Source organism: Actinoplanes couchii (assembly GCF_016862075.1).
GTDB lineage: Bacteria > Actinomycetota > Actinomycetes > Mycobacteriales > Micromonosporaceae > Actinoplanes > Actinoplanes couchii.
On record NZ_BOMG01000002.1, the window covers coordinates 38810 to 54057 of the forward strand.

At 74.1% G+C, this 15248-nt stretch carries 1 protein-coding gene; it reads left to right on the plus strand.

Features of this window, described 5'->3' with window-relative positions:
- Positions 1-32: 32 nt before the first annotated feature.
- A partial coding sequence (locus Aco03nite_RS00180) for a non-ribosomal peptide synthetase (protein ID WP_203792338.1) occupies positions 33-15248 on the plus strand: 15216 nt, incomplete at its 3' end.

A 15248-nucleotide genomic window follows, 5' to 3' on the forward strand; every position in this document is an offset into this window, starting at 1 on the left:
CTGTGCCCGAATTCGCGCGAACCGATGCTGTCGTGACCCAGGCGACCTGGCCCGAGCTGCTCGCGGTGCAGGTCCGCCGCCGGCCGGACGCGGTGGCGGTGGTTTACGAGGACACCGTGCTCACGTACGCCGAAGTGGACGAGCGGGCCAACCGCCTCGCCCACGCGCTGATCGCGCGGGGCGCCGGACCGGAGCAGGTGGTGGGCCTGTGCCTGCCCCGGTCGGCCGACCTGATCGTGGCCGAGGTGGCGGTGCTCAAGGCGGGTGCCGCCTACCTGCCGATCGACCCGGATTACCCGGCCGAGCGGATCGCCTACCTGCTGGCCGACGCCGCCCCGGCCTGTGTGCTCACCACCACCGGCCTGGCGGCGGTGCTGGACACCGCAGCAGTGCTGCTCGACAGCCCGGACTTCGCCGAGGAGTTGACCGGCCGGCCGAGCAGCGATCCCGCGGCGGAGATCACCCCGGCCAACGCCGCGTACGTCATCTACACCTCGGGGTCGACCGGGCGGCCCAAGGGTGTCGTCGTGTCGCATTCCGGCGTGGCCAAGCTGCTGGCCACCGGCACCGAGCGGCTCGGGCTGGGCCCGGACAGCCGGGTGCTGCAGTTCGCCTCGCCGAGCTTCGACGTGGCGTTCTTCGACCTGTGCAACGGCCTGCTCACCGGCGGCCGGCTGATCGTGGTGCCGGCCGAACGGCGGGTGCCCGGCCCGGAGCTGACCGATTACATCCACCACCACGGCACCACGATGATGATCCTGCCACCGGCGCTGCTGGCCGCCCTGCCACCCGAGTGCACCCTGCCGGCCGGTGCGACGCTGCTGGCCGGCACCGAACGGGTCTCGGCCGAGCTGGTCAACCGGTGGGCGGTCGGCCGCTCGATGTTCAACGCCTACGGGCCGACCGAGGCCACCGTCAACTCCACGCTGGGCCGGTGCGACCCCGCGACCCCGCCCGGGGCCACCGTGCCGATCGGGGTGGGCGACCCGGACACCACGTGTCACGTGCTGGACGCCGTGTTGCAGCCGGTTCCGGCCGGTGCGGTCGGCGAGCTCTACCTGGGCGGATCCGGCCTGGCCCGCGGCTATCTGGGTCGGCCGGCGCTCACCGCGGAACGCTTCGTCGCCGACCCGTACGGCGCGCCCGGCGACCGTCTCTACCGCACCGGCGACCTGGTGCGCCGGCGTGAGGACGGGCGGCTCGAGTTCGTGGGCCGGGCCGACAACCAGGTGAAGGTGCGCGGCTACCGGATCGAGCCGGGCGAGATCGAGACGGTGATCGGCCAGCACCCGGCCGTCGCCCAGGTCGCCGTGGTGGCCCGCGAGGACAAGCCGGGCGACGTCCGCCTGGCCGCCTACGTCGTGCCCCGGCTGGACGCCGCCGCCGAGCAGGTCGGGCAGTGGAAGGAGCTGCACGAGCTGCTCTACACCGCGGGCCGTACCGAGTCCTGGGCCGAGAATTTCACCGGCTGGAACAGCAGCTACGACGGGCTTCCGATCCCGGTCGAGCAGATGCGCGAATGGCGTGACGCCACCGTCGGCGCGATCCTCGCCTTGCGCCCGCGCCGGGTGCTCGAGATCGGCGTCGGCAGCGGGCTGCTGCTGTCCCGGATCGCCCCGCACGTCGAGACGTACTGGGGGACCGACCTGTCCGAGGAGGCCATCCACACCCTGCGGGGACACTTCCCCGAGGTCGAGCTGTCGGCCCGCCCGGCCGACGACGTGGCCGGCCTGCCCGCTGGTCTGTTCGACACCATCGTGATCAACTCGGTGGCGCAGTACTTCCCGGGCGTCGACTACCTGACCGACGTGCTGACCAAGGCGGTCGGCCTGCTGGCGCCGGGCGGGTCGGTCTTCCTGGGCGACGTCCGGCACCTGCGGCTGCTGCCGGCGCTGCGGGCGGGCATCGAGGCCGTCCGGCACCCGGGCGCCGGCCCGGCCGAGGCCGGGCCCGCGGTGCGGCGGGCCGTGCTGTGGGAGGGCGAGCTGCTCGTCGACCCCGACCTGTTCGCCACGGTGCCCGGTGTGACCACCGTGGACGTGCGGGTCAAGCGCGGTCGTTTCCACAACGAGCTGACCCGCCACCGGTACGACGTGGTGCTGGGCACCGCCCCGGCCGTGGCGATCGAGCCGGCCGAGGAGGTCACCTGGGACGGGCTCGACTTCACCGGGGCCCGCCCGCAGCGGGTCAGCGGCATCCCCAACGCCCGGCTGACGGCCGACGTGGCGGCGCTGGACGCCCTCGACGCTCCGGCCGAGACGGTCGCCGGGCCGGCCCGAGACCCCGAGGACCTGCACCGGCTGGCCGCGGAGCACGGCTGGAGCGTCGACGTCACCTTCACCCCGGGCGCCCGCGACGGGCGCCTCGACGCCGTCTTCACACCGTCGGGCGCGCTGCCGCCACCGGCCTACCGCCCCGCGGGAACCGGGCGGTACGTGAACCGGCCGGCCCCCTTCCGCGACGCCACCGCGTTGATGAACCAGCTGCGTGCGTACGCCCGCAGCTGGCTGCCCGACTACATGGTGCCGTCGGCGTTCGTGCCGCTCGACCGGATCCCGATGACCACCGCCGGCAAGGTGGACCGGGCCGCGCTGCCCCGGCCCGACTTCGCCGCGCTGACCACCGGCGGCGCGGCCCGGGACGCCCGCGAGGAGGTGCTCTGCGCCCTCTACGCCGAGGTGCTCGGGCTGCCCGAGGTGGGCGTGGACGACGACTTCTTCGCGCTGGGCGGCGACAGCATCGTCTCGATCCAGCTGGTGATCCGGGCTCGGCAGGCCGGTCTGGTCGTCACCCCGCGGCAGGTGTTCCAGCACCGGACGGTGGCCGCGCTGGCGCCGGTGCTGACCACCACCGGCAGCGAGACGGCCGACGATCCGGCGGCCGGTGTGGGTGACATGCCGTTGCTGCCGATCATGGCCTGGCTCGACGAGTGCGGCGGCGACTTCCGGGCCTTCAACCAGTGGCTGCTGGTACGGGTGCCGGCCGGCGCCGACCTGGTTCGTACCCTGCGGTCGGTGGCCGACCGGCACGACGCGCTGCGGTCCCGGCTGGTACGGGCCACGCCGGGTTCCCCCGGCCGGCTCGTGATCGGGGCTCCCGGCTCCGTCGACGCTGGGCGGTGGCTGCAGCGGATCGACGCGGCCGGGCTGTCCGAGAGCCGGATCCGCACCCTGGCCGACGACGCGGCACAGCAGGCGGGCCACCGGCTCGACCCCGAGGCCGGCGTGATGGCCCAGGCGGTCTGGCTGGACACCGGCGCCGGCCGCCCCGGCTATCTGGTGCTGGTCGTGCACCACATCGTCGTGGACGGGGTCTCGTGGCGGATCCTGCTGCCCGACCTGGCCGAGGCGGGCGCCGGCGCCGCACTCGCGCCGGTCGGCACGCCCCTGAAGCGCTGGGCGGAGATCACCACGGCCGACGCGTACCGGCCGGACCGGATCGCCGAGCTCGCGCACTGGACCGGGCAGCTCACCGGTGACGACCCGGCGTTCGGGAGCCGCCCGCTCGACCCGGTGGGTGACCTGCACTCGGTACGGCGGCTGACCCTGCGCCTTCCGGCCGAGACCACCTCGGCCCTGCTGACCAGCGTTCCGGCCGCGTTCCACGCCGGGGTCAACGACGTGCTGCTGACCGCGCTGGCCCTCGCCGTCACCGACTGGCGCCGGGGCCGGGGCATCGGCACACCGCCGGTGCTGGTGGCTCTCGAAGGCCACGGCCGGGAGGAGCAGATCGACCCTGCGGTACGTCTTTCGCGCACGCTGGGCTGGTTCACCAGCATTTTTCCGGTACGGCTGGATCTCGGCCCCGTGGGCGGGGCGGACATCGGCGGCGCGCTCAAGCTCATCAAGGAGCAGCTGAACGCGGTGCCCGACCACGGGCTCGGCTTCGGGCTGCTGCGCCATCTCAACCCGGAGACCGCGGCGGTGCTGGCCGCTCTGCCCGTACCGCAGATCAGTTTCAACTACCTGGGCCGGTTCGCGGTCGCCGCGGGCCCGGACGTGCCGTGGACGCCGGTGCCGGGCGCGGGCGTGCTGGCCGGCGGGTACGACGCCGAGATGCCTGTCGCCCCGTACACCCTGGAGATCAACGCCTTCACCGAGGACTTCCCGGACGGGCCGCGGCTGGGCGTGACCTGGGCCTACCCGGACGCACTGATCGACGAAGCAGCAGTGGCCGAGCTGGCCGAGGGCTGGTTCACCGCGCTCGCCGCCCTGGTCGCGCACGCGGCGGAGCCCGGCGCCGGTGGGCACACCCCGTCGGACTTCCCGCTGACGGCGCTGACCCAGGACGACATCGACGCGTTGCCGGTGGCCGCCGACGTGCTGCCGCCGACCCCGCTGCAACTCGGTTTCTACTTCCACGCCCAGGACGGCGACGACCGGTACGAGGTGCAGCAATTCGTCACCCTGGACGGTCCGCTGGACGCGGGCGCGCTGCGCCGATCCGTGCAGCGGGTGCTGGACCGGCACGCCCCGTTGCGAGCCGCCTTCCACGAACTGGCCGACGGCCGTGTCGTCCAGGTCGTCGTGGACGGTGTCGTCGTGCCGTGGCGCGCCGTCGACGGAGCCGGTGATCTGGACGGGCTGCTGGCCGAGGAGCGGGCGGCCGGGTTCGACCTCGGGTCGCCGCCGTTGCTGCGCTGCCTGCTGGTGCGGCACGCCGACGACCGGCACACGCTGGTCCTGACCCACCACCACATCGTCACCGACGGCTGGTCGGTGGCGGTGTTCCTGCGCGACGTGCTCGACGGCTACGCCCCGGACGGCGAACCGCCCCGGCCGGCCGCTGTCACCCCGTACCGGCGCTATCTGGAATGGCTGGCCTCGCGCGACCAGCGGACCGCAACCGACGCCTGGCAGGCGGCCCTGGCCGGCTTCACCGAACCCACGCTGCTGGCCTCGGGCGAGGCGACCGCCGGCCCGGTGCGCCAGGTCGCGATCGAGCTTGCGGACGATGTCGTCACCGCCCTGCCGCACCGGATCCGCGCGCACGGCCTCACCCTCGGCACCGTCCTGCACGGCACCTGGGGTCTGCTGCTCGGCCGCCTGACCGGCCGCCGGGACGTGGCCTTCGGCAGCGTCGTGTCCGGCCGGCAGGCCGAGGTCGTGGGCATCGAGTCGATGATCGGCCTGTTCATCAACACCGTCCCGGTCCGGATGCGCTGGTCCGCCGCCGAGCCCCTGGTAGACCTGCTGACCCGGATCGCCGGCGAGCAGGCGGCGCTGCTCGACCACCAGCACCTCGGGCTGGCCGCGATCCAGCGGCTGGCCGGGGCCGACCTGTTCGACTCGCTCGTCGTCGTGGAGAACTATCCCGACCACGCCGGGCTGCAGGACCCGGCCGGCGGGCTCCGGGTCACCGGGGTCTCGTTCCGCGAGGCCACCCACTACCCGGTCACCCTGCTGGTGGCGCCCGGCCCGCGGCTCGGGCTCACCCTCGAGTACGACCCGGCCCGGGTCACCCCGGACACCGTGCACCGGATCCGTACCGGACTGGCCCGGCTGCTGGCCGCCGTGGTGCACGCCCCGGCCGAGCCGGTCGGCCGGATCGCCCTGCACGACGCGGTGGCGCCGGCGCTGGACGGGCCCCGGTTCGCCATTCCCGGGACCACCCTGCCGGCCTTGGTTGCCGCGCAGGCCGCCCGCACCCCGGACGCCGTCGCGGTGCTGGCCGGGGAACGCAGCCTGACCTACCGGGAGCTGGACGACCGGGCCGCCGAGCTGGCCGCCCGCCTGGTCGCCCAGGGCGCCGGGCCGGAACGGATCGTCGGCGTGGCGGTGCCGCGCCGGGCCGAGCTGATCGTCGCGCTGCTCGGCGTGCTGAAGTCCGGGGCCGCCTACCTGCCGCTGGATCCGGCCCTCCCGGCCGGCCGGCTGACCGGCGCGCTCGACGACGCCGGTGTCAGTGTCGTCGTGACCACCGCCGACCTGATCGCCCGCCTGCCCCGGCGAGAGGGGCTGTCCTATGTGCTGGCCGGCGACCGTCCGGTGGTGGGCCCGGCCCTGCCGCTGGTCGCCGCCGGGCCGGACAACGCGGCCTACCTGCTCTACACCTCGGGCTCGACCGGCCGTCCCCGGGGCGTGGTGGTCAGCCACCGGGCCATCGTCAGCCAGCTCGAATGGTCGCGGCGGGAGTTCCCGCTCGGCGACGACGACCGGGTGCTGCAGCTCGCGCCGATCGGCTTCGACGTCTCGGTGTGGGAGATCTTCTGGCCGCTCTGCACGGGCGCGGCGGTGGTGCTTCCCCCGGACGGCGCCGCGCAGGACCCGGCCGATCTGGTGGCGCTGATCCGGCGGCACCGGGTGACCGCCATGACCATGGTGCCGTCGCTGGCAGCCGCGTTCCTGCTCTCCGACGAGGTGTGCGCGGAACCGGGCTGGGCCTCGACGCTGCGCTGGGTGTCCAGCGGCGGGGAGGCCCTGACCGGCGAACTGGCGCGGCGGTGGCACGAGCTGACCGGCACGCGGCTCGACAACTTCTACGGCCCGACCGAGACCACGGTCCAGGTCACCTGGTGGCCCAACGACGGCGACCACGGCCCGGCCGTGCCGATCGGCGGCCCGGTCGGCAACACCCGGCTGTACGTGCTGGACGACCACCTGCAGCCGGTGCCGGACGGAGCGGCGGGGGAGCTGTACGTGGCCGGGGCGCAGCTGGCCCGCGGCTACCTCGGCCGCACCGCCGAGACCGCGCACCGGTTCGTCGCCGACCCGTTCGGGGCGCCGGGGGAGCGGATGTACCGCACCGGTGACCTGGTGCGCCGCGACGCCGGTGCAACGGTGACCTATATCGGTCGTGCCGACGACGAGCTCAAGGTGCGGGGCGCCCGGATCGACCCGGCTGAGGTCGAGGCGTGGCTGGCCGCCCAGCCCGGGGTGGCGCAGGCCGCGGTCGCGCCCACGGCCACGGGTTCCGGTGGGGTCCGGCTGATCGGTTGTGTCGTACCGGAGCCGGGTGTGTCCCGGCCCGACGGCCCGGCCCTGGTCACGGCGGCCGCTGCCGCTCTGCCGGCCGCGCTGGTCCCGTCGGTCGTCCTGGTCGTCGACGCCCTGCCGCTGACCGGCAACTGCAAGATCGACCGAGCCGCGATCGCCGCCCTGTCCGGCGCCCGCGCGGAGAACGTCTCTGCGGCCGATGCCGCCGCCTCCGATGCCGCCGCCTCCGATGCCGCCGCTTCCGACGGGTTCGCGGAGGCTCCGCGCGATGATCGGGAACGGACGATCGCCGGGGTCTTCGCCGCTGTCCTCGCCCTGCCGGACGTCGATGCCGATGGTGACTTCTTCGCCCTCGGTGGCGACAGCATCCTGTCCATCGCCGTCTCCAGCCGGGCCCGCCGCCTCGGCCTTCCCGTCACGCCGCGCGACGTGCTGACCCGGCGCACCCCGCGTGCCTTGGCCGCGAGTCTTCCGGCTGTACCGGTCCCCCCGGAGCTGGTGGAGTCCGACGGCGTCGGGGACGTGCCGCTGTTGCCGATCGTGAACTGGCTGCGTGACACCGGCGCTGCGATCGACCGGTTCGTCCTGCCCGTGCTGCTGACCGTTCCCGCCCACGCCGACGTGCCAGGCGTTCTGCAGGCGGTGCTCGACCGGCACGACGGGCTGCGGTTGCGGTTGCGGCGCATCGCCTCGGTGCTGTGGACCACGGAGACCATGCCGGCCGTCGATGCTCGTGACCTGATCCGCCGGGTCGACGCGCCGGAGCCGACCGCCGCGCTGATCGCGGCCGAGACCGCGGCCGCCGTCGACCGCCTGGATCCCGGCGAGGGCCGCATGCTGCAGGCCGTCTGGTTCGACGCCGGCGACCGCCCCGGCCGCCTGCTGCTGATGGTCCACCACCTGGTGGTGGACGGGGTGTCCTGGCGCATCCTGCTCGACGACCTGGCCACGGCCGCGGCCGGGCAGTCGCTACCGTCGGCCGGAACTTCGTTGCGCCGCTACGCCCGAGCCGTGCAGAACCAGGCACAGAACCCGCAACGGCTGGGCGAACTCGAACACTGGATGCGGGTGCTCGCCCCCGGCGCCGAGCTGGTGCCCGGGATCACCGGTGTGCCCGGCGACGGGGCCCGCCGCCGCACGACCCGGTTGGGCGTCGCCGAGACACGGGCGCTGCTCACCGCTGACATCACCGACGTACTGCTGGGGGCGCTGTATCGCGGCGTCGACGGCTGGCGGGGCGCGAGCGGGGCCGATCTGCTGGTCGAGGTCGAGCGGCACGGCCGGGAGGACATCGAACCAGGACTCGATCTTTCTCGTACGGTCGGCTGGCTCACCGCCGTGCACCCGGTGCGGCTCGGCGCCGGTGGCGGTCATCGGCTGGCCGACGTGCCGGACGGTGGCCTCGGCTACGGCATGCTGCGCTATCTGAACGCCCAGACCGCGCCGCTGCTGGCCCGGCTTGCCGCGCCGCAGGTGCTGTTCAACTACTACGGGCGGTTCCCGGCCGGTACCGGCGAGCCGTGGACCCCGGCCGTCGAGGAGCTGCCGACCGAGGTCAACGGCGGCCTGGAGCCGGCCCATCTGCTGCAGGTCGACGTCGTGTGCGAGGAGACCGGCCGCGGGCCCGAACTGGTCGCCACCTGGACCTGGGTCGAGGGGCCGTTGGCCGAGGACGACGTCACAGCCGTGGCCGACGGCTGGGCGGCGGCGCTGCGTGAGGTGGCCGGCTGGCCGACGCTGTTGCCGCTGTCCGCGGAGGAGCTGGACCGGGTACGCGCGATCAGCACGGCCCCGGTCGGTGACGTCTGGCCGCTGTCGCCGTTGCAGGAGGGGCTGTACTTCCACGCCAGCTACGACGCCGGCGCGCTCGACGTCTACACCGGGCAGGATGCCTTCGACCTCGGCTACCGGGTCGACCTCGATCGTCTGCGCCGGGCCGGGGCCGCGCTGCTGGCCCGTAACGACGGCATGCGCGCCGGGTTCGCCAGCAACGGGCTGAGCCGGCCGGTGCAGTTCGTCGCGGACGGTCTGGCCCTGCCGATCGAGGAGGTCGAGGCGTGCTCGGCAGCGGATGTGGCCGCGGCGATGGCGGCCGACCGGGCCCGGCCGTTCGACCTGGCGAACCCGCCGCTGTGCCGGCTGACCGTGATCCGGATGCCCGGCGGCCGGGACCGGCTCGTCGTCAGCCATCACCTGATCCTGTGGGACGGCTGGTCCGAGGAGCTGTTCGTCGAGCAGCTGTTCACGCTCTACGAACGGGACGGTGACGCCACCGGACTGCCGCCCGCCGGGTCGTACCGGGATCATCTGGTCTGGCTCGGCCGGCAGGACACGGTGACGGCGATCGAGCGCTGGCGGGACGCCCTGGCCGGGCTGACCGAGCCGACGATGGTCGGGCCGGCCGACCGTAGCCTGGCCCCCGCCCTGCCCGAGCGGCACACGATCGAGCTGCCGGCGGTGCTGTCCGAGCGGCTGCGCGACGCCGCCCGCGCGCACGGCCTCACCCTGAACACCGTGTTCAGCGCGGCCTGGGGCCTGGTGCTCGGCGCGTTCACCGGGCGCGGCGACGTCGTCTTCGGCATGACCGTGGCCGGTCGCCACGGCGACGTCCCACTGGTCGACAGCATCGTGGGGCTGTTCCTCAACACCGTTGCGGTCCGGGTGACGCCCGACCCCCGTGAGTCCGTGCGCGACCTGCTGCTGCGCCTGCGTGACCAGCGGCTCACCCTGATGGACTACGACCATGTGGGCCTGGCCGACATCCAGCGGGCGACCGGGCACACCCAGCTGTTCGACACGCTCTACGTGATGCAGAACTTCGTCGACGAGGGCGAATCGGCCGACCTGCAACGCCGGCACGGCATCGAGACCGTCGACAGCGTGGACGCCACCCACTATCCGCTGACGGTGGTGGTCACCCCGGCCACCCGGATCCGGATCGCGCTCGACCACCGGCCCGAGGTGGTCGACGGACCGGCCGCGCGAGCGCTGCTGGACCGGCTGGCCGCGGTGCTGACGCGGATCGTGACCAGCCCGGAGCGACCGGTCGGCGCCCTCGACCTGCTCACCGGCGACGACCGGCGGATCCTGCGCGCCGACTGGGACCGTACGCGCAACCCGGTCGGCACCGACACCGTCGCCGACCTGCTGGCCGCCCAGGCGGCCCGGACCCCCGGCGAGGTCGCGCTGGTGGCCGGGTCACAGCGGCTCACCTACGCGGAACTCGACGAACGGGTCGATCAGATCGCCCGGCTGCTGACGGCTCGCGGGGCCGGACCGGAGAAGGTCGTCGCGCTCGCGCTGCCCCGGAACCTGGACATGGTCGCGGCCCTGTTCGCGGTCCTGCGGACCGGATCGGCCTATCTGCCGCTGGAACTGGACCTGCCGGCCGAGCGGCTCGCCCTGATGCTCGCCGACACGTCACCGCTGTGCGTGCTGACCGTCGCGGCGGTGACCCCGCTGCTGCCCCCGGCCACGGCGCCGGTGGTGGAACTGGACGGGCCGGTCGAGTTCCCCGACGTCGTGGTGCCGGACACCCGTGGCGACCGGCAGCGGCTCGAACATCCGGCGTACATCATCTACACCTCCGGGTCGACCGGGCGGCCCAAGGGTGTCGTCACGCCGTACCGGGGCCTGACCAACATGCAGCTCAACCACCGTGCGGCGATCTTCGGCCCGGTGGTGGCGGCGGCCGGGCGGCGGCTGCGGATCGCGCACACCGTCTCGTTCGCCTTCGACATGTCGTGGGAGGAGCTGCTCTGGCTCGTCGAGGGCCACGAGGTGCACATCTGCGACGAGCAGCTGCGCCGCGACGCCGCCGGGCTGGTCGACTACTGCGACGAGCACCGCATCGACGTGGTCAACGTGACCCCGACGTACGCCCACCACCTGATCGACCAGGGACTCCTGGAGCGGGTCCGGCCGCCGCTGGTGCTGCTCGGCGGTGAGGCGGTGCCGGACACGGTGTGGAGCAGGCTGCGCGACACCGACGGTGTCACCGGCTACAACCTGTACGGGCCGACCGAGTACACGATCAACACGCTCGGCGGCGGCACCGAGGACAGCGCCACCCCGACGGTCGGCACGGCCATCTGGAACACCCGCGCCTACATCCTCGACGAGTTCCTGCGCCCGGCCGTGCCGGGTGCGCCGGGCGAGCTGTACATCGGCGGGATCGGCCTGGCCCGCGGCTACCACCGGCAGACCGGGCTGACCGCGGAACGGTTCGTGGCCGACCCCTTCGGCGGGCCGGGGGAGCGGATGTACCGCACCGGTGACCTGGTGCGGCGCCGCCCGGACGGCAACCTCGACTTCCTGGGCCGTACCGACGACCAGGTGAAGATCCGCGGCTACCGGATCGAACCGGCCGAGATCGAGTCGGCGCTGGCGGCCCTGCCGGGGGTGGCCCAGGCCGCCGTGGTGGTGCAGAACGCGGACGGGGCGAAACGCCTGGCCGCGTTCCTGGTACGGGGCCCGGAATGGGACGACAGCCTCCTGCCGGGGGTGCGTGCTGCGCTCAAACAACGGCTGCCGGACTACATGGTCCCGGCCGCCTTCGTCGCGGTGGACCGGCTGCCGCTGACCGTCAACGGCAAACTCGACATCCGCGCGCTGCCGGCCGCCACCGTGCAGACCTCGGCCGCCACCCGGCCCCCGTCGACCCCGGCCGAGGCCGCGCTCTGCGAGATCTACGCCGATCTGCTGGGTGTGCCCGGGGTCGGTGTCGACGACGGCTTCTTCGACCTCGGCGGGCACTCGCTGCTGGCGATCCGCCTGGTCAGCCGGGCCCGGACGGCACTCGGGGCGGAACTGTCGATCCGTGACCTGTTCGAGGCGCCGACGGTGGCCGAGCTGGCCGCGCGAGTCACCGGCAGCTCGTCCTCGCGGCCGGTGCTGCGGTCGGTGGCCCGGCCCGAACGCCTGCCGTTGTCCTTCGCGCAGCGCCGGCTCTGGACCCTGGACCGGATGCACGGGCCGTCGGCCGCGTACAACTTCCCGCTGACGCTGCGCCTGCGCGGCCCGCTCGACCTGGACCGGTTGCACGACGCGCTGCACACCGTGGTCACCAGACACGAGATCCTGCGTACGGTCATCGGTACCGCACTGGACGGCGAGCCGTACCAGCGGATCCTGCCCGCCGACCAGGCCCGTCCGGCGCTCGCCGTGGTGGACGACGCCGACGTGGCCGACCTCGCCGCCCGGCCGTTCGACCTCACCGCCGACCTGCCGCTGCGGGCCACCGTCATCCGCCGGGATCCCGACGACCACGTGCTCGTCCTGCTGCTGCACCACATCGTGACCGACGAATGGTCGGACGGGCCGTTCCTGGCCGACCTGTCAGCGGCGTACGAGGGTGCGGCCCTTCAACCGCTGCCGGTCCAGTACGCCGACTACACCCTGTGGCAGCGCGAGTTGCTGACCCGGGTCGGCCCCGAGCAGGAGGCCTACTGGCGCACCACCCTGGACGGCGTCCCCGAGGAGATCCCGCTGCCGCTCGACCGGCCCCGGGCGGCCGAGCCGAGCGCCGACGGCGCCGAGGTGACCGTCGACCTGCCGGCCGACGTGGCCCGCGGTCTGCGGCAGCTCGCCGCCGACAGCGGCGCCAGCCCGTTCATGGTGGCGCACGCGCTGACCGCGGCCCTGCTGCACCGGCTCGGGGCCGGCGACGACATCCCGCTGGGCGCGCTGATCGCCGGCCGCACCGAGGAGGCGCTGCACGACCTGGTCGGGTTCTTCGTCAACACGCTGGTGCTGCGCACCGACCTGAGCGGCGACCCCGGCTTCGCCACCCTCCTGGACCGGGTGCGAGAGGCCGCCCTGGCCGCCTTCGCGCATCAGGACGTGCCGTTCGAATCGGTGGTCGAGGCGGTCAACCCGCCCCGGTCGCTGTCGCGGCACCCGCTGTTCCAGGTGATGGTCGTGCACCGCAACCCGGCGGCCGACACGTTCACCCTGGCCGGCCTGGCGGTCGGCGACGAGCCGTTGCCGACCGGCACGGCCCGGTTCGACCTGGTGGTGGAGATGGACGCCGGGTCCGTCCGGCTCGTCTACCGCACCGAGCTGTTCGACCGGCCGACGGTGGAACTGCTCGCCCGGCGGCTGATCGCGCTGGCCACCGCGGTGGTGGCCGACCCGGCCGCGTCGCTGAGTGGGCTCGGCATCATGGTCGACGACGAGCGTGACCGTGTGCTGCGCACGTTCAACGACACCGCCCGTACGGTGGCGGAACTGAGCCTGTCCGCCGCCTTCGCCGCCAGGGCCGCCGAGACGCCGGACGCGCTCGCCGTGGTCGACGGCGACCGCACCCTCACCTACGCCGAACTGGCCGGCCGGGCCGACCGGCTGGCCGGCGAGCTGCACGCTCGCGGGGTGCGCCCGGAGAGCATCGTCGCCATCGCCACACCCCGGTCGCTGGAGACCATCGTGGCGGTGGTCGCCGTCCTCGAACTGGGCGCCGCGTTCCTGCCGCTCGACCTGCAGCATCCGGCCGACCGGCTGGCGTTCATGCTCACCGACTCGGGCACCCGGCACGTGCTGACCACCGGCGCGGTCGCCGGCACACTGCCGGTGCTCGACGAGGTCGACCCGGTGCCGGTCGACTTGGTGCTGGTCGACGCCGAGTACCCAGCGGTCGCGCTCCCGGCCGCTCCGGACGGGATCGACCACGCCGCGTACGTCATCTACACCTCCGGCTCCACCGGCCGGCCCAAGGGCGTCACCGTCACCCACGAGGGGATCGGCAGCCTGGTCGCCACCGGCATCGACCCGATGGGCGTGACGGCCGCGAGCGGCATCCTGCAGTTCGCCTCGGTCGGCTTCGACGTGTTCGCGTTCGAGGTGTCGATGGCCCTGGCCACCGGGGCCCGCCTGGTGATCGCGCCTGACGACGCCCGCACCCCCGGGCCGGCCCTGACCCAATTGCTGTCGCGGTACGGGGTGACCCACGCGATCCTGCCGCCGTCGCTGGTGGCCGCGCTGCCGCCCGGGGCCGAGCTTCCGGCCGGGCTCACCGTGCTGGTCGGCACCGAGCAGGTGCCGCCCCAGGTGATCGCCCGCTGGGCGGCCACACTGCATTTGTTCGTCGCGTACGGGTTGACCGAGGCGACGGTGAACTCGACGCTCTGGCGGGCCGAACCGGACTGGACAGGTGCGGTGCCGATCGGTGTCCCCGACCCGAACACCGTGGCCTACGTGCTCGACGGGCGCCTGCAGCCGGTGCCGCCGGGCGCGGTCGGCGAGCTCTACATCGCCGGCCGGGGGCTGGCCCGCGGCTACCTCGGGCGGCCCGGACTGTCCGCCCAGCGGTTCGTCGCCGACCCGTACGGGCCGCCCGGCGCCCGCATGTACCGCACCGGTGACCGGGCCCGGTGGCGGGCCGACGGCCTGATCGACTTCCTGGGCCGGGTCGACGACCAGGTGAAGATCCGCGGGCACCGGATCGAGCCGGCCGAGGTCGAGACGGCCCTGACCACGCACCCGCTGGTGGCCCAGGCCGTCGTCGTGGTCGACCGGTCCGGTGACACCACCCGGCTCATCGGGTACGTCGTCCCCGCCGCTGGCCCGCTCGACCCCGACGCCGGTTTGCTTGTCCCTGACGCCGGACCGCTCGACCCCGTCGCCGGTTTGCTAGACCCCGCCGCCGTGCGCGCTGACCTGGCCGCACGGCTGCCCAGCTATCTCGTGCCGGCGCTGATCATGGTGGTGGACGGCGCGCTGCCGCGTACCCCCAACGGCAAGGTGGACCGGCGGGCGCTGCCCGCGCCGGACTGGTCGGCCCTGGTCGGCGACGCGGCCCCGGTCACCGAGGCCCAGACCCGGATGGCCGGCCTGTTCGCCGGGATCCTGGGAGTGCCCCGGGTGGGCGTCCACGACGACTTCTTCGCGCTCGGCGGGCACTCGATGTCCTGCATGCGGCTGATCGGGCTGGTCCGGGCCGAGTTCGGCACCGACCTGCGGGTGCGCGACGTGTTCGACACCCCGACCGTGGCCGGGCTGGCCCGGCTGGTCGACCGGCCGTCCGGTCCGGTAGTCCGTCCGCCGTTGGTCGCCCGGCCATCCGGGGTCGGCCCGGACGAGCGGGCCGCTCCCGGTCAGCGGCACCTGTGGCGGACCCACCATGGCGGCTGGGACCTCGCCTTCGCCTTTCACGGCGTGGATCCGGACGTCTTCGCGGCCGCTCTCGACGACGTCGTCGAACGGCACGCGCCGCTGCGCACCGGCTATCGCGAGGACGGTGACACGCTGTGGCGGATCGAGGTCGAGCGGCCGGTGCTGGAGCGCCTCGAAGCGACCGGGGAGCCGCTCGACCAAGGG